The organism is Xanthomonas albilineans, assembly GCF_002939705.1.
In the GTDB taxonomy this organism is placed as follows: domain Bacteria; phylum Pseudomonadota; class Gammaproteobacteria; order Xanthomonadales; family Xanthomonadaceae; genus Xanthomonas_A; species Xanthomonas_A albilineans.
In genome coordinates this window covers 31,905-48,123 of sequence record NZ_MDCB01000014.1, presented here as the reverse complement: position 1 = coordinate 48,123, position 16,219 = coordinate 31,905, and the positions used below count along the sequence as shown (strand labels likewise).

Genomic DNA, 16,219 nt, shown 5'->3' with positions numbered 1-16,219 from the left:
TGACACTTTTTATACTTTAGCGATGGTATACGTCGCCTACATTTTCCGCAGCGTCCGCCAGTGGCGGTCGGAGCGCTCCCTTACCCCAGAGGAGACACGCACATGAATTCCAGCCCCACAAACACCGATCACCTCAAGGACAACCTGAGCGAAGCCGGTGCGCATCTGAAGTCGGCCGCCAGCTACGCAGGCGAGGCAATCAAGGGCGCAGTCGGTGCCGCCAGCGACGAGTTGAAGCTGGGCAAGGCCAACGTCAAGGCCGAACTGTCCGACAGCACACTATCGGGACTGGCGGCGGCCGAATTCGGTGGGGCGGCGGCGAAAGAGCAGGTAGACGCACTCATGGACAAAGGCCGCGACCTAATCGACAGCGCCGCCGACCTGATCCGCGAGCGTCCGCTGGCCTCGTTCGGGGTGGCCTTCGCCACTGGCTGGATCATCGCCAAACTGGCGCGCAGCGGCGGCGACAAGTAAGCCGCGTGAGCGACGCGCAAGCACGCGCCGGCACGCCCGACGGCGCTACGGCGGAACCAGCGGCGGCAACGCCGTCGCTGGGGGAATCGTTGCGCATCTTCAGGGCGGCCGGTCGCGAAGGCTTGCACGCCTCACTGCACACCGGGCGCGCCCTGCGCCGGCTAGTGGCCGCAGACTTGGCCTTGGCTCGCGTCGCCCTGGTGCGAGCGTTGGTGTGGCTGATCATCTCGGTGGCGTTCGGCGCCTCGGCCTGGATCCTGTTAATGAGCGCGCTGATCGCATTGCTGCATCGCATGGGCTGGTCGTGGCTGGCATCGATCACGGCCACTGCGGGAATCAGCCTCTTCTTCACCGCTCTCGGTGCCTGGCAAGCGCTGCGCTACCTGGAGATGAGCAAACTCGACGCCACCCGACGCCAGTTGGCCAAGCTGGGCATCGGCAACAGCGATGAGGACCACAACGACGCGTCCGCCCCGACCGGCAAGGCATCCGAATAATGAAGTTGGATCAATTGCAACACCGCGTCGCCCGCGCCGAAGCAGTGCTGGAAGGACGCCGGGAACAGATGCGCACGCACTGGACCACGTTGCAGCAGGGCTGGCGCGAAGGCTGGACACCCCTGCGTATCGTCGTGGTCGGGCTGGGAATCGGTTTCCTGGTGGGACGCGCCGAGCCGGTCGCGGCGCTCGGCAAACTTGGCGGCGCGCGTTGGCTGCAAATGCTCAGCGCACTCTACAAACTGCTCAACGCGGCCACGGCAAGCTCAAACGCTCCCGAGCGCGCCGCAGACACGACGCAGGCGTCTGCCGGTACGGCCCCACATGCTGCGCCAGCGGACACCAGCACCACGGCACGGCACGGCGATCCGCTTGACGCGTCCAGGCCGGACGCCCCCAACCCGACCGACACGGCAACGGCCCTGTCCGAGCCTTGAAACACTTCACAACCGCGCGACAGCTAAGCGCTCGTCATACCGCGTCAGGCAGGATCGGCCTACACTGCGCTTCCTTTTCGAGGCCGGATGCTGCGTGTCTTATAACGCAGTCCAAGGCCACCGTAACGCAGATCCGATGAGTACCGTTCCCGATTCCGCGACCGACGACCACCCCGCGACCGCCGCGCCGCGCGATGCCTTGCCGATGCCGCACACCGCGCGGCCACGCGGCCCGGTGTCGCTGGTGGTGCTGGCGACGCTGGCCGTCGCATACACGCTGTGGGCCGCACAACAGGTGATCCTGCCGGTACTGCTGGCGGCCTTCTTCGCCCTGATCGGCAACCCGATCCTGCGCCTGCTACGACGGCTGTACCTGCCCCGCTTCCTGGCCGCGCTGGTCGTCCTGCTGTCGGGCATGGCGCTGGCGGCGACGCTCACCGTGCAACTGGCCGGACCGGCCGCAGTCTGGGTACAACAGGCACCCGCACAGATGCGTCACATCGCCACCCAGGTGCACGACCTGACCAAACCGATGCAGTTGGCCAACCAGGCGGCGGAAAGCTTCGCCCGCGCCGCCGGCGGTGACGGGGGCCCCCGCGTACAGGTGATCCGCACGCAGATGGACGATCCCTACCGGGCACTGGTGCGGACCCCACGACTGGCCGCCTCGGCGCTGGCCGTGGTATTGCTGACGTTCTTCTTCATGGTGTTCGGCGAGAACCTGCAACGGCACGCAATCGCCTTACTCCCCAGCCGCCAGCAGCAGAAGTTCACCACCGACATCCTGCGTTCGATCGAACAAGAAGTGTCGCGCTACGTCCTGACCATTAGCGTCATCAACACACTGGTCGGGCTGGTGTTCGCTGTCATTCTGATCCTGCTGAACATCACACCGCAGGAGGCGCTGCTGTGGGGCACGGTAATGGCACTGCTGAACTTCGCGCCCTACGTGGGACCGCTGATCGGTGTGGTGCTGATGCTGCTGATGGGCTTCGTCGCGTTTCGCGACCCGCTGAGCGCAACGCTGCCGGCACTGTTCTACCTGGCGCTGCATCTGCTGGAAGGCCAGGTGGTGACACCGATCGTGCTCGGCCGGCGCATGGCGATCTCGCCCCTGATGCTGATCCTGGCACTGATGCTGTTCGGCTGGCTGTGGGGAATGATCGGACTGCTGTTAGCAGTGCCGTTGTTGGTGTGCATCAAGATAGTGCTGGCACGGGTGGATGGCATGCAACGCTGGGCGCGACTGCTGGAGTAACTCCTGGATCGGCCGGCTCGGGACTCGGGGAAAGATGGATCGCGGCGCTGTCTACCGACAACACTGGGGCGCGACATCGCATCGCGTAAAATGGGCCGAGTGACTTCTTCCCCCACTTTCCCCATCCGCGCGATCACGCTGGATCTGGACGATACCCTGTGGCCCTTCGCGCCGATCGGAGCGCGCATCGAACAGGTGCTGCACGACTGGTTGCTGCAACATAGTCCGCGCACCGCCGCATGCTTCCCGATCCCTGCCATGCGCCAGTTACGCGACACGGTGGTCGCCGCACACCCGCATCTGCGCCACGACATGAGCGAACTACGACGCCTCACCCTGCGTCAGGCACTGCGCGAGAGCGGCGCCGATGAAACACTGGCGGAACCGGCCTATGCGGCCTTCCATGCCGCACGCAACCAAGTGGAATGCTTCCCGGACAGCCTGCCCGCACTGCAACGTATCGCCGCGTGCATGCCAGTGGCGGCACTGAGCAACGGCAACGCCGATCTGGCCACGATCGGACTGGAGCGGTATTTCGCCTTCCAACTCAGCGCCGGCGAACATGGCGCGGCCAAACCGGACCCGAGTATCTTCCAAGCCGCCTGCGCGCGCCTGGCATTGCCCTGCGCGCAGGTCCTGCATGTCGGCGACCACATCGAGATCGACGTGGTCGGTGCGATGCAAGCCGGCCTGCGCGGCTGCTGGATCAACCGCGAAGGGCAGCTCTGGGATCGGCCTACACCACCGGATCTGCAGTTCGACACGCTCACCGGCCTGGCCGATTGGCTGGAGACCACGCAACCGCTCCACACGGCACACGCATAAGCAGCGCCGGCCACATCGCTAGCCATTTTCCCTTTCCCTCCCAAGCACAAGAAGGATCTCCCGATGTCTTTGCCGAACGGCTTCACCGACGCTTCGCACACACCACTGCCGCTGTACGTGCTGGAACGCGAACATCTGGCCGAATGGCGCGCGGCGCAGTCGCCGGCTTGGGTGGCGTGGATGGACACGCAGCAGTTCATGGCCGCACCCGGCACGGTGCTGTTGCTACCGGGCCCTGATGGCGTGGCCGCGGCGGTCCTCGGTGTCGGCGATCGCGGCGATGCCTATGCCTATGCGCACGCGCCGTTCGCATTGCCGGCCGGCAGTACCTGGCATCTGGCCAGTGCGCTGGACACCGAGGCGTTGGCCGCGCTGCACCTGGGGTGGGGCCTGGGTAGCTACCGCTATGCCGGTTACAAGCAACCGCCACGCTTGCCGGCGTCGCTGTTGGCGACACCGCAAGCGGAGGTGCTCGATTTACTCGAAGCCTGCGTGCGCGTGCGCGACTGGGTCAATACGCCAACCGAGCACATGGGACCGGAACAACTGGAAGCAATCGCCCGCGCGATTGCACAAGCGCACGGCGCGCAGTTCGACAGCATCGTCGGCGACGCACTGCTGGAGCAGAACTTCCCGACGATCCACGCAGTCGGTCGCGCCTCCCACCGCGCGCCACGGCTGTTGGTGCTGCGCTGGGGCGAGGACACGCATCCGCACTTGGCGCTGATCGGCAAAGGGGTGTGTTTCGATACCGGCGGCCTGGATCTGAAACCCGCCGACGGCATGCGCCACATGAAGAAGGACATGGGCGGCGCGGCGCATGCGCTGGCGCTGGCCGGGTTGGTGATGGCACAACGCCTGCCACTGCGGCTAACGGTGTTGCTGCCAGCGGTGGAAAACGCGATCGGCCCGAACGCATTCCGCCCTGGCGACATCATCGCCACCCGCCAGGGCACGACCGTGGAAATCGACAACACCGATGCCGAGGGCCGGCTGGTGCTGTGCGATGCACTCGCCTACGCCAGCGAGCAGAATCCGGACGCGATCATGGATTTCGCCACCTTGACCGGCGCAGCGCGCATCGCCCTTGGCCCGGACCTACCGGCGCTGTTCTGCAACGACGACGCGCTGGCGCAAGCCTGGATCGAGGCCGGCGAGCGCCACCGCGACCCGGTCTGGCGCATGCCACTCTGGCGTCCTTACCTACGCTACCTGAGCAGTTCGGTGGCCGATCTGGCCAACGCCGGCTCACGCATGGCCGGCGCAGTGACTGCGGCGCTATATCTGGAGCGCTTCGTACCGGCGCGGCAGACCTGGGCGCATCTGGATGTATACGCCTGGAACGACAGCGAGCGCCCTGGCCGTCCGGCCGGTGGCGAGGCACTGGCATTGCGCTCGGCCTACGCCATGCTCAAGGCCCGCTACACGCGATAGGCAATCGCCGCGCGGCGCAGGGATAGCCCGGACACCGCTGCGCGAAAGCAAGCGCACTTGCGATCGGCGCACGACACCGCGCGCCGACATGGCGCGTCTTGCGCGCGACGCAATCACCGAGGTTTTCTCAGCGATTCAATGCCTGCAGCGAATCGCGCTCGATCCCGGCGTAGATGGCGAATGCGTCATGCACTGTCGCGCCCAGCGCTTGCTCGAATGCGGCACGGTTGGCGTGCGCCGCGTAGCCGCGCTGTTCGCCGCCACCGAGGTTGGACTGGAAGATGCCAGCGGCGCTGACCGGCAAGAAATCCTCATAGACAATCGGGTCGGCGCTGACCAAACCATCGGCGATCAACGCCTCGGCCGGCTTGCCGACCAGCGCGGTCGCGCCGGCGGCGCGACCGGCGTCGGTGAGTGCATAGCGAAAATAGCCCAAGCCTTCGCGGCGCAGCGTGGCTTCATCATCGGGGAAGTCGGCGAACGCGGCCTGCAGGCGCGCCATGTAGTCGCCACCGGCGCTGCCGTCGGCGCCGCGCGCACGCTCCAGCAGCGCGTCGTACCGCGCGCGGCCTTTCGGCGTCAGTGCCAAGCCCCGCTGTTCGATCTCGCCGAAACGCGCGGTGTGGGTGCCGACCTCGGCACTGCCCGCGCCGGCGGGGAAACGCACGGTTTCTTCCAGTGCCTTGAAGCTGGTCTGGCGTAGCAGGATCGGGCAACGCCGGCGCGGCGGCCCTTCGATCACCGCCTTGGCCTCGATACCACGGTGCAGCATCTGCACCTGCGCCGCGTCGATATCCAGAGTCCGCGGAGTCAGATGGTTGATATGCGGACCGTGGAAGCTAACCACATCGGCAACCAGCTTGTGCGCGTCGCTCAACGCACGGTAGATCGGCAGCGATACAGTCGCATCGCTATGCCAGCGAAAGGTTTCCAGTACTTGGGTGACGAAGCGGTGCGCGTCAGCCTCGCCCAGGCCGCCGTCGCGCTCGCAGCGCGCGATCAATTCCAGCGCGCCAGCGCTGAAGATGCGTCGCCGCGCGAGAATCTGCGCCGCCTGCGCGCGCAATGCCAGGTCTTCGATCAACTCCAGTCGCAGCAACGAGGTAAACACGCGGAACGGATTGCGCGCCAACGCTGCCGCATCCAGCGGACGGAATGCGGTGGAATGCACCGGCACGCCCGCGACCGAGAGATCGTAGTAATCGACCGGCACCATCCCCATCACCGCGAACAGGCGCCGCAGCATGGCCAATTCTTCCGCCGTACCGACACGGATCGCTCCATGCCGTTCCTGATCCAGCCGCGCGCGTTCATCGTTGCGCTGCAACTGCGCTTCCAGCGCCGGATCGGCGGCCAGCGTCTGCGCGTTGACCTGCGCCACCAAGTCCATCAGCGTGCCGTACAACGGCACCTCGGCGCGATACATGTCGGACATGGCCTGCGCGAACAGACTGCGGATGGCGTCCGACGAAACGAAGGCAGTGGTCATCGGCGCTCCGGAGCAACGGTGATGCCGGCGACTGGACCGGCGGAAGTGGCATTCTCGCGCCGTCACGACGACACAACCAGTCGTGCGATCGAATGCCGCGAATCGGATGCTGCGTCTGCGCCGTAACTACGGTTGCGCTGCGGCGCGGCCGCCGAGTTGGCGGCGCAACAGCGCGTCCAGCACGATCGGCCGGTCCCAATGATCGTAACTGGCGACGATGGCATGGCGCAGCGCGCGGTACGCCAGCGACCCCGGTGGCGCCTGCAATCCCGTGGCGACCTCTGCCCAACCAGCCTGCGCACCAGTGGCGCTGCGGGCGCGTACCACCTCGCGATAGGGTCGTCCGGTAGCCGTGGCCAGGAAACCGGCAAAATAGATGTCGCGAGCCGGCCAATGGCATTCACGCAGCAACGCCTCGGCGTAGCCGCGCGGCATCTGCGCATAGCGCGCAACCTCGTCGAGAAAACTGTCCGGATAGCGCACGGCATAACGATCGATATCCAGCAACTGGCGATCGACCCAGACATCGCCGCTGGCGGGCATCTCGGCAGGCGCTGCGGCGGCGAACGCAGACACCGACACAGACGTGTCCTGCGCTGCGGCAATGCCGACAACGAGCAGCAATACGAACAGCAGCGAACCAGCAGCGTGCAAACGGAACGACATGCACCGATTCTGCCGGATACCACAGGCGCTGTCAGCGCCCCAGAGGCCCGCCACCGCCTGCAGCCACTCACCGCCATCGATACAACGCATCGGACGCGAGGCAGTGCTCGGCCGCATGCGCCCAAGGGATGGCATCGGGGGTGGGTGCCCCAGCCGTCCAATACAATCAACGGGTGGCTCCACTTCCGAGCGCAGCAAATTGCCATTCATCACAAAACGTTCGGTGCCGAATTTGACCAGCCCCTGTCGACTGCCGCAGGTCTTCGGATTCTTACCCGATACCACGTCGATGTACGCGAAGAACAACTCGGCAAAACTAGGCGCACCCATCACCGCCTTCACCATCAGACCGATCAGGCCATCTGCATTACCATGATCGACTTAAAGTAGCTAACAAAGCCACTGTGTCGCCGCCGAACGGGCGTGGACAGTGCTGGGATGCTCCCCTACTGCGGTTGCTGCGCGCTGTCCGCGCCCACCTGACAGCGATTTCGCGACGTTTTGTTAGCCACTCTTATTTTCCGTCACGATTATTGCTGCCGCCAACCATGCCAGCATGATGTTTAGCGACATAGGCTTCGTATTCCTTTGGGGTAAGCTTGCCGTTGTGGTCGGTATCGGCCTGCGAGAAAATCTGGCTCAGGCCGGCGTTGACCTGCGCCTCCTGCTTGCTGATGGCACCATCTCTATCGGTATCGACATCGGCCCAAGTCTGACCAGGACCAGACATATCGGATTGCGTTCGCTGCCCAGTGGTGCTGGTGTACGACTGCGCTTGCCCAACGGCATCGCTGCGCTGCGGGTGCTGAGCGAAAGCCGGCAAGGCCAACACAGCGACGAGAAGGACAACGGAACCGAACAGCGGGGTGCGAATACGAATGTTCACGTGTGAATCCTCCTTATGCTCTTTCGGGAAGTGACATGTACCGGCCAATTCCGGCACACACCGCCACAGTGGCTCTACCGAACTGAATCCATTACCCGACGCGAAATTCCATAAAACAGAGTATTAACCACAGCACACAAGCAATGTGCCAACGCCGTAGTTACGATTCAATGAACTTGTGGTGACTCGAGCATTTAAAATATTCAGACTACAGAAAAAAACGTATGATTTAACGTGTTTCGTGACCATAATCGGCCGCCTTTTTTTTTGAGCAAGAACTGAATACGATCCAGGCCAAAGCCACGCCGGCAAGTGCGCACCCAATCTCCAACACAACACGCGAGCCCAACTCGTCTGGATCGTGGATGCTGGCCAGCGCAATGCGCGCATATAGTGGCGACTCCAGGCGCACGATGCTGGTGTAGAACAGGTTCCAGCAATCGACCCCTGCCGATGCCGTCACCGCCAGCAGGCATGCCCCACCCAGCCGCTGGCCCTCGGACCAGCGCAAACGCCGGCCCAGCCGCTGCCACAGCGCATACACCAAGAATCCGACCGCCAACGCGATCAGCCCGGCTTCCAGCGAGCCCAGCAAGCCAAAGTGCAGCGGCAGGTTCATCGGATCGTGTCCTCGGCGGGCAAGAACGCCAGTCTAGACCGTGTCATGCACATTGAAGTAAGTGCAACGCCAGCTGGAGTACGTTGAAACAAGACGCCCCCCGCCAACATACACGGCCGGCTTGAGACACGCACGAACGACACGCTAGAACTCGTTATGTTCTATCGGCGGCGGCGACGACAGCGATTTCGGCTGCGGCGCAAGCAATGGCTGAGTCAGAGCATAGAGAATGCGCAGATCTTCCGCATCGAACGCGGTGGCATCATTGCCACGGTAATGATGATGGAACGCGCGCATAGCGGCGGCGCGATCACCGATCGGATAACCGAACAGCGCCAGCGCCTGCCACGGATCGAAGCCAGACGGCGCCGGTGGCGCATCGGCGGCCGGCCAACGACCAAACCCGGCATCGGCCAACTGCTTCCACGGGAACAACGGGCCCGGATCGACCTTGCGCGACGGAGCGAAATCCTCATGCCCGACGATCTGGGTACGCGGAATGTGCAGGCGCGTGCACAAATCCTGCAGCAACACCAGCAGGCTATCGATTTGCGCTTGCGGAAACGGGGTCTTGCCGTCGTTGTCCAACTCGATACCGATCGAGGCCGAATTGACGTCGGTGATGGTACCCCAACGTCCGACACCGGCGTGCCAGGCGCGCAGTTGGTCGCTGACCAACTGATAGCGTTTGCCGTCGGGACCGATCAGGTAATGCGCACTGACCAACTCGCCCAAACCGTTTCGCGAACGCAGCGTATCCAAGCTTTCCTGCAATGAATTTTTGCCGGTAAAGTGGATCACGATCAGCTGCGCGCGACGCTGGTTGTAATTGGGCGACGGAACCCACTGCGCCAGCGGATTGTGCGGCGGCGCATGCGCGCAAGCACCGAGCAATGCGACCAGGACCAACAACGATAGCCGATGCACGACGGGCAACGCAGGCACAGTCAAACGACGGATCATGGGCAACTCCAAGATGGATAAGCACGAATACACATCGGCAGGTCAAAATCATGTCAGAGCGCAACGGCCACCATAGACATTAGCCGAGCAACCCCATTATAGAGTGCCTCGTTAAAACGCCAGCTGTCGCGGGCGCAGGATGCAGCGGGACCGCGATCACACCTTGACAGAAAAAATCCGGGAATCGAAGATCATTCTCGGCATGCGCCAGGTTCCGACATTCTTTCCGCATCATCAGGATTTCATGACCACCATGCGTGGCCTGTGCCTGTTGCTCGCCGCCGCATTGAACGGCGCGGTGGCCGCACACGCCGCGGATGCGCTGCCCTGGCAACTGCAGACAGCGCAATTGCAGGCCGACCACTGGATCGCGCGGTTGCCCGCATCGCTGCACCCACTACTGGATGCAGCCCAGGTATCCGCTTTCAATGCACATTTGCTGCATCACGATATTTCAATGCACGATCTCGCCGCGCTGCCTGTGCGTCTCAGCGCGACGCAGGTGCGCGCGCAGATTCTAAGCGTTTCGGCAGCACCAACGCACAGGCTTTACGACGCGCAAGGCCACACGCTCGATGCCAAGCAACTGCAGGCATTGCAATCCGCACTTGCGCTGCAAACCCTGCCGGAACAGGTAACCCCGCGTTATGGCCTGGTCGTGCGACACGCGGATTTACGCCTGTTCCCCACTGCGCAACGCGTGTTTAGCGCGCCCGACGAGCACGACATCGACCGCTTCCAGGAGTCGGCCCTGGCCCCCGGCAGTGCGGTGGCAATCCTACATGTCAGCCATGATGGCCAATGGCTGTTCGTCCTGGCGTCGAACGAGGCGGCCTGGATTGCTCGCGACCGTGTCGCCGAAACCGAGCGTGCCACGGTGCTGGACTACATACAGCGCGAGCCGCGGCTGCTGGTGACCGGCACCCGCGTGTTCACCGTCTTTACTCCAGAGCTACCGGCCGCATCGCAGGTACCATTGGACATGGGCAGCACACTACCTCTGCTGCAGAAATGGCCACCATCGCAACCCGTCAACGGCCAATCGCCGCTGGCCGCCTACGTTGTGCAATTACCGCTTCGCACACCTGACGGCCACTTGCAGTTGGCACCAGCGCTGGTCCCGCGCGCTGCGGATGCGCGCGACGCACCACTCCCCGCAACCGCGCACGTTCTACTGCAGCAAGCATTCAAGTTTCTCGGCGAGCGCTATGGCTGGGGCGACAGCCACGATGGGCACGACTGCAGCGGCTTCGTCGTCGATGTCTACCGCAGCCTCGGCATTCTCCTGCCACGCAACACAAACGATCAGGCACGCAGCCCCAGCCTCACCACCGTACCCTACAACGCTGGCGCGCCGCTGCCGCAACGGCAGAAAGTGCTAGCGCAGTTACAGGTCGGCGACTTGGTATACATCCACGGCCACGTGATGCTGGTGATCGGCCACGAGCGGGGCCGCACTTGGGTGATCCACGACGTGGCCGCAGCCAGCGACCGCAACGCCGCCGGACAACTGCAACAGGTGCCATTGAATGGTGTCTCGGTCACGCCGCTGGAATCGCTGCTGCTCGCCGACGGCACCCCTTTCATCGACCGTATTACCCGCATCCAGCGCATCCTGCCGATCCCGAGCCAATGAAAATCACCGACATTCGCCTGGGCATGCTGCGCGTGCCACTGCACACTCCGTTCAAAACCGCACTACGCACCGTGCAGGCGATCGAGGACGTCGTGGTCATGGTGCACACCGACAATGGCCATATCGGCTACGGCAGCGCCGCGGCCACGCCACCGATCACCGGCGATACCCACGGCGCGATCATTGCGGCGATCGAGCACTGCATCGCACCACGCCTGATCGGCGAAGACATCGCCGATCTCAATCGGATCATCGGCCGGATCCAGGGCGCGCTCGCGCACAACAACAGTGCCAAAGCCGCGCTGGACATCGCCATCCACGACCTATGGGCGCAAAGCTATGGCGCGCCACTGTATCGCCTGCTCGGCGGCGGCACTCCGACCCTCGTCACCGACCTCACCATCAGTGTGAACACCATCGACACGATGGTGCGCGATGCGCACTCGGCCATCGCGCGCGGTTTCGTCGCGTTGAAGATCAAGGTCGGCCAGGACACCGCCGAGGACATCGCGCGGGTCAAGGCAATCCACGACGCGGTCGGTGGCCGCGCGCAACTGCGGCTGGATGCCAACCAGGGCTGGACACCGAAACAGGCGGTGCACGCCATGCACACGCTGGAGCAAGCGGGCGTGGTGCTGGAACTGCTGGAGCAACCGGTCAAGGCTGACGACCTCGACGGGCTCAAGTACGTCACCGAACGGGTACAAACCACGGTGATGGCCGACGAAAGCGTCTTCGCGCCAGCGCAGGCGATCGCGCTACTGCGGCAGCGCGCGGCGGACATCCTCAACATCAAATTGATGAAAGCCGGCGGCATCGCCAATGCGCTGCGCATCGCCGACATCGCCGCAGCCTATGGCGTGCCGTGCATGATCGGCTGCATGTTGGAGTCGAGCATCGGCGTGGCCGCGGCAGCGCACCTGGCGGTGGCCAGAGCGAACATCATCACCAAGGTGGACCTGGACAGCCCATCGTTGGGAATGTTCGATCCAGTAGACGGTGGAGTGCGCTTTGACGAGGCGCAGATCCACATCAGCGATGCGCCGGGGCTGGGCATCCGCGCGATTCGTGGACTGGAACCGTTGCCGCGCAGCGCATAATCGCCACGATCCGATCCCACGCGACCGAAAGGACTCCATGATCCAATACATTGCACAGGTCCCACCCAGCACAGGACATCGCCTCTGCCTGCACCCTTGGCGCGCACCCGACGAAACCAGCACCGACAACGCCGCGAACATACCGACCGACATGCCGGAACCGCCGCCCGGTCGGTGCCCCATGGCGGCATCGCGCTGCGTGTTGTCCTCGCCTCGTGCATGCGCTCGGCGACGCGTGCGCTGGGCAGTTCAGGCGACAGAATCCGCGCCATGAACCGACCGCCCACGCCAAGCCTGGTCCGTGCGGTCAGCCGTTGGCAAATCGTCGGCCTGTCGATCAACGACGTGATCGGCAGTGGGATCTATCTGCTACCCGCCGCCGCCGCTGCGCTGCTGGGGCCACTGAGCCTGTGGGCGGTGCTGCTGGCCGGGCTGGCAGTTGCCTTGCTGGTGTTGTGCTACGCGCAGGCGGCCAGCTACTTCGACGAACCCGGTGGCAGCTATCTGTATGCGCGCGAAGCGTTCGGCCGCTTCGTCGGCTTCGAGATCGGCTGGATGATCTGGCTGACCCGGATCAGTTCAGCGGCGGCGCTGGGCAACGGGCTGGCGGACGCCGTCGTGCGCTTCTGGCCGGCCGCCGCGCATGGCGGCGCACGCCTGAGCATCGTCGTCGGCGCGCTCGGCCTGCTGACCGCGATCAACGTGATCGGGGTGAAGTCGGCGGCACGGACCGGCGTGGCACTGGTAATCGGCAAGTTGCTGCCGCTGGCGCTGTTCGTGGGGATCGGCCTGTTTTATGTGCATCCATCGTGGGTCTTCTCCGGCAAGACCCCGGACCTGCACGATGTCGGCACCATGGGCGAAGCGGCGTTGTTGCTGTTGTTCGCCTATGCTGGCTTCGAAAACATCCCTGCTGCGGCAGGCGAGTACCGCAATCCGCGCCGCGACGTGCCATTCGCACTGATCACAATGATCGTCACCGTAACCCTGATCTACGCTGCGGTACAGGTGGTGGCGCAGGGGACGTTGGCCAACGTCGCGCAATCGGCGACACCGCTGGCCGATGCCGCCAGCGGCTTCGGCGGCGAGGCGCTGGCACTCATCCTCACCATCGGCGCCACCATCTCCATCCTGGGCACCACCAGCAACACGGTGATGCTGGGGCCACGCTTTCTGTTCGCGCTGGCCAAAGACGGCTACGGCCCGGCGTTCCTGGCGCGGGTGCATCCGCGTTTCCATACCCCGGCGGCGGCGATCCTGTTGCAGGGCGTGCTGTCGCTGGCACTGGCGCTGTCCGGCTCGTTCGTGCGACTGGCGCTGCTGTCGATGGTCACGCGCTTGTTCGCCTACATCGGCACCGCCGCGGCAGCCTTGGTGCTGGCGCGGCGCTACCGCGACCGCCCCGGTGCGCTGCGCCTGCCTGGTGGGCCGCTGATCCCACTGGCCGCATTGCTGTTGGCGTTGGCACTGCTGCTCAGCGCCAGTTGGCAGAACCTGGCCGCCGCCGGCGTGGCATTGCTGATCGGCGCGCTGCTGTACCGCTTTCCGCGCAAGACACCGGGATGAAACATGCTTGCGCATGTTTCGCCATCGCAACATGCATGCTGACGAAATGACCCTCACAGCAACCACCGAGCGTAAAGCGCGCCGTGCTGTTATCGGGCTTGTGCGAGTAACTCGAACCCCACCGGCTCGCCGCTGGTCGCGGACGCGCACACCCATAGATCGAATTGTCCAGGTTCGGCTGTGCAGCATCCATCGCGACCGGTGAAGGCGAGCGCGTGCCGGTCCAATGTGAACACCACCTCCATGCCCTGCCCCGGCGCCAGGCGTACCTTGCGGAACGCCTTCAATTCGCGCACCGGACGCACCCGACTGGCGACGCGGTCGTGGATGTACAACTGGACCACTTCCTCGCCCTCACGCTCGCCAACGTTGTCGATGCGGGTGGTGACAGTCAGCGTATCGTCCCAGCCCAACCGCATGTGGTCGAGTTGCGGCGTGCCGTAAGCGAAACGGGTGTAGCTGAGGCCATGGCCGAACGGATACAGCGGCGCGTTCGGCACCTCGCGCCAACGCGCCTTGAACTCGCGCATCGTCGGCAATTCCGGTCGTCCGGTGCGCGGGTGATTGTAGAAATACGGCTGTTGCCCGGCATCCAGCGGAAAGCTCACCGGCAACCGCGCAGAAGGGTTGTAGTCGCCGAACAACACATCGGCCACCGCCGGGCCGGTCTGCGTGCCCAGGTACCAGGTCACGACGATGGCGGCGGCATCACGCACCGCGCCCTGCAGTGCCAGCGCGCGGCCATTGCGCAGTAACACCACCACGGGCGTACCGGTGGCGGCGACGGCCTCGGCCAGTGCCTGCTGCGACGGTGGCAACACGATCTGCGTGCGCGACTGCGCCTCGCCGCTGTAGCGCTGCGGCTCGCCCAGCGCCAGCACGGCCACGTCGGCGGCACGCGCGGCGGCGACGGCCGCGTCGATGCCGCCGTCCAGCGGCGCTTCCAGCGCGCAGCCCGGCACCACGGCCAACGCCTGCGCATCGTCCAGCGCTGCGCGCACCCCATCCTCCAGGGTCACGTAGCGCTCTTTGTCTCCGAACAACGTCCAGCAACCTTCGATGTTGTCGCGGTCCTGCGCGAACGGACCGATCAGTGCGATCTTCTGCCCGTATTTCCGCAGCGGCAGTACCGGACCATCGTTCTTGAGCAGCACGATCGAGCGCCGCGCCGCCTCGCGCGACAGCGCATCGTGTGCGGGGAGATGAGACTGGTCGGCCTCGCGTGCCGGATCCAACGAACGATACGGATCCTCGAACAGGCCGATGGCATCCTTCAGTGCCAGCACACGGCGCACCGCCGCGTCCAGCAATGCCATCGGCACGTCGCCGTCTTCCACCAGCGAGGGCAGATGCGCGGCGTAGAAACCGCTCTGCATACTCATATCCATGCCGGCGAGAAACGCTTTTTTAGTCGCGTCGCGCTCGTCGGCGGCGTAGCCGTGCGCGATCAGTTCCATGTCGGCGGTGTAATCGGAAATCACCACGCCGGGGAACTGCCATTGCCCGCGCAGGATGTCGGTCAACAACTCTTGGTTAGCGCTGGCCGGCACGCCATTGATGTCGTTGAAGGACGTCATCACGGTCAACGCGCCAGCGCCGAAGGCTGCCTGGAATGGCGGCAGGTGCACATCGCGCAGAGTCTGCGGTGCGATGTCCACGCTAGCGTATTCCATCCCCGCAGCGACCGCGCCGTAAGCGGCGAAGTGCTTGGGCGTGGCCAGCAGCGCATCAGACGCACGCAGGTCGGGCCCCTGAAAACCGCGCACCCGCGCGGCGGCGAACGCGCAGCCCAGCACGACATCCTCGCCCGCGCCTTCGGCGCCCCGGCCCCAGCGCTGGTCGCGGGCGATATCCACCGCCGGCGCATAGGTCCAATGCAGACCAGCGGCGGTGGCTTCGATTGCGGTGGCACGCGCGGTGCGCTCGGCCAACTCCGGCTCGAAGCTGGCGGCCTCGCCGAGTGGGATCGGGAACACCGTGCGCATGCCGTGGATCACATCCGCCGCCAGGATCACCGGAATCCCCAGGCGGCTCTCCTCCAGGGCCACCTGCTGGATGCGTCGTCCCAGTTCCGCGCCCACGCCATTGAACAGCGACCCGACCCGCCCGGCACGCACTTGCTGTATCACCTCGTCGGCATTGCTCACGTTCACTTCCGGATTCACGTCGGGCGCGAACGGACGCACCATGTCGGCAAAGACACCGAGCTGGCCAACCTTCTCCTCGACGGTCATGCGAGCGATGAGCGATTCGATACGATCCGAAGCCATGAGGTCCTTTGAGAAAACGCTTACATAGGCGCTGAGTTTAGCGCTGGGGCCAGACGATGGGGCAAATCCCGGCGAGCGCACGACCTGTTCAGGACATTG

15 protein-coding genes are annotated in these 16,219 nt (G+C 64.6%); 9 read left to right on the top strand and 6 right to left on the bottom strand.

Annotated elements, in window-relative coordinates; genetic code table 11:
- Positions 1–102: 102 nt before the first annotated feature.
- The 6 genes from XalbCFBP2523_RS12540 (at position 103) to XalbCFBP2523_RS12515 (ending at position 4,925) form a co-directional block, all read left to right on the top strand.
- Entirely contained in the window at positions 103–474 is a 372-nt protein-coding gene (locus XalbCFBP2523_RS12540; protein WP_045765224.1) for a hypothetical protein, read from the top strand.
- Positions 475–479: 5 nt separating this feature from the next.
- Positions 480–971, top strand: a complete 492-nt coding sequence (locus XalbCFBP2523_RS12535) for a hypothetical protein (protein ID WP_045765223.1) — start codon at positions 480–482, stop codon at positions 969–971.
- Positions 971–1,408: a hypothetical protein gene (locus tag XalbCFBP2523_RS12530; RefSeq protein WP_045765222.1), complete on the top strand. Its 438-nt coding sequence runs from the start codon at positions 971–973 to the stop codon at positions 1,406–1,408. Before XalbCFBP2523_RS12535 ends, XalbCFBP2523_RS12530 begins: the two co-directional genes overlap by 1 nt.
- A 136-nt stretch (positions 1,409–1,544) precedes the next feature.
- Positions 1,545–2,666, top strand: coding sequence for an AI-2E family transporter (locus XalbCFBP2523_RS12525; protein WP_045756703.1), 1,122 nt, complete (start codon positions 1,545–1,547; stop codon positions 2,664–2,666).
- A 99-nt stretch (positions 2,667–2,765) separates the two neighbouring features.
- Positions 2,766–3,491, top strand: a complete 726-nt coding sequence (locus XalbCFBP2523_RS12520) for an HAD family hydrolase (RefSeq protein ID WP_230599018.1) — start codon at positions 2,766–2,768, stop codon at positions 3,489–3,491.
- A 63-nt stretch (positions 3,492–3,554) separates the two neighbouring features.
- Positions 3,555–4,925 (top strand): leucyl aminopeptidase family protein, encoded by a 1,371-nt coding sequence (locus XalbCFBP2523_RS12515; RefSeq protein WP_012914980.1) that lies wholly within the window; start codon positions 3,555–3,557, stop codon positions 4,923–4,925.
- 127 nt (positions 4,926–5,052) lie between these two features.
- Here the strand turns inward: XalbCFBP2523_RS12515 and hglS are convergent, their stop codons facing one another.
- The 5 genes from hglS to XalbCFBP2523_RS12490 all read right to left on the bottom strand — a co-directional run bounded on the left by hglS (position 5,053) and on the right by XalbCFBP2523_RS12490 (position 9,548).
- Positions 5,053–6,414 (bottom strand): 2-oxoadipate dioxygenase/decarboxylase HglS, encoded by a 1,362-nt coding sequence (hglS, locus tag XalbCFBP2523_RS12510; protein WP_045765220.1) that lies wholly within the window; start codon positions 6,412–6,414, stop codon positions 5,053–5,055.
- Between the two features lie 126 nt (positions 6,415–6,540).
- Entirely contained in the window at positions 6,541–7,080 is a 540-nt protein-coding gene (locus XalbCFBP2523_RS12505; protein ID WP_045766615.1) for a hypothetical protein, read from the bottom strand.
- Between the two features lie 514 nt (positions 7,081–7,594).
- Positions 7,595–7,966 carry an EF-hand domain-containing protein gene (locus tag XalbCFBP2523_RS12500; RefSeq protein ID WP_045765219.1) on the bottom strand — a complete coding sequence of 124 codons (372 nt, stop codon included), beginning with the start codon at positions 7,964–7,966 and terminating at the stop codon, positions 7,595–7,597.
- Positions 7,967–8,195: 229 nt separating this feature from the next.
- Positions 8,196–8,585 carry a hypothetical protein gene (locus tag XalbCFBP2523_RS12495; RefSeq protein WP_045765218.1) on the bottom strand — a complete coding sequence of 130 codons (390 nt, stop codon included), beginning with the start codon at positions 8,583–8,585 and terminating at the stop codon, positions 8,196–8,198.
- Positions 8,586–8,729: 144 nt separating this feature from the next.
- Entirely contained in the window at positions 8,730–9,548 is an 819-nt protein-coding gene (locus tag XalbCFBP2523_RS12490) for an N-acetylmuramoyl-L-alanine amidase (RefSeq protein ID WP_045765217.1), read from the bottom strand.
- A 244-nt stretch (positions 9,549–9,792) separates the two neighbouring features.
- Between XalbCFBP2523_RS12490 and XalbCFBP2523_RS12485 the strand changes: the two genes are divergently transcribed.
- The 3 genes from XalbCFBP2523_RS12485 to XalbCFBP2523_RS12475 all read left to right on the top strand — a co-directional run bounded on the left by XalbCFBP2523_RS12485 (position 9,793) and on the right by XalbCFBP2523_RS12475 (position 13,850).
- Positions 9,793–11,184 carry a C40 family peptidase gene (locus XalbCFBP2523_RS12485; protein WP_045766614.1) on the top strand — a complete coding sequence of 464 codons (1,392 nt, stop codon included), beginning with the start codon at positions 9,793–9,795 and terminating at the stop codon, positions 11,182–11,184.
- The gene (locus tag XalbCFBP2523_RS12480; RefSeq protein ID WP_045765216.1) at positions 11,181–12,284 is read left to right on the top strand and encodes a dipeptide epimerase; all 1,104 of its coding nucleotides are present in this window, start codon (positions 11,181–11,183) and stop codon (positions 12,282–12,284) included. Before XalbCFBP2523_RS12485 ends, XalbCFBP2523_RS12480 begins: the two co-directional genes overlap by 4 nt.
- A 270-nt stretch (positions 12,285–12,554) precedes the next feature.
- Positions 12,555–13,850 carry an APC family permease gene (locus tag XalbCFBP2523_RS12475; protein ID WP_045766613.1) on the top strand — a complete coding sequence of 432 codons (1,296 nt, stop codon included), beginning with the start codon at positions 12,555–12,557 and terminating at the stop codon, positions 13,848–13,850.
- An 89-nt stretch (positions 13,851–13,939) separates the two neighbouring features.
- On the opposite strand, the gene XalbCFBP2523_RS12470 is transcribed toward XalbCFBP2523_RS12475, so the two are convergent.
- Positions 13,940–16,120: a glycoside hydrolase family 3 N-terminal domain-containing protein gene (locus XalbCFBP2523_RS12470; RefSeq protein WP_045765215.1), complete on the bottom strand. Its 2,181-nt coding sequence runs from the start codon at positions 16,118–16,120 to the stop codon at positions 13,940–13,942.
- Positions 16,121–16,219 lie beyond the last annotated feature (99 nt).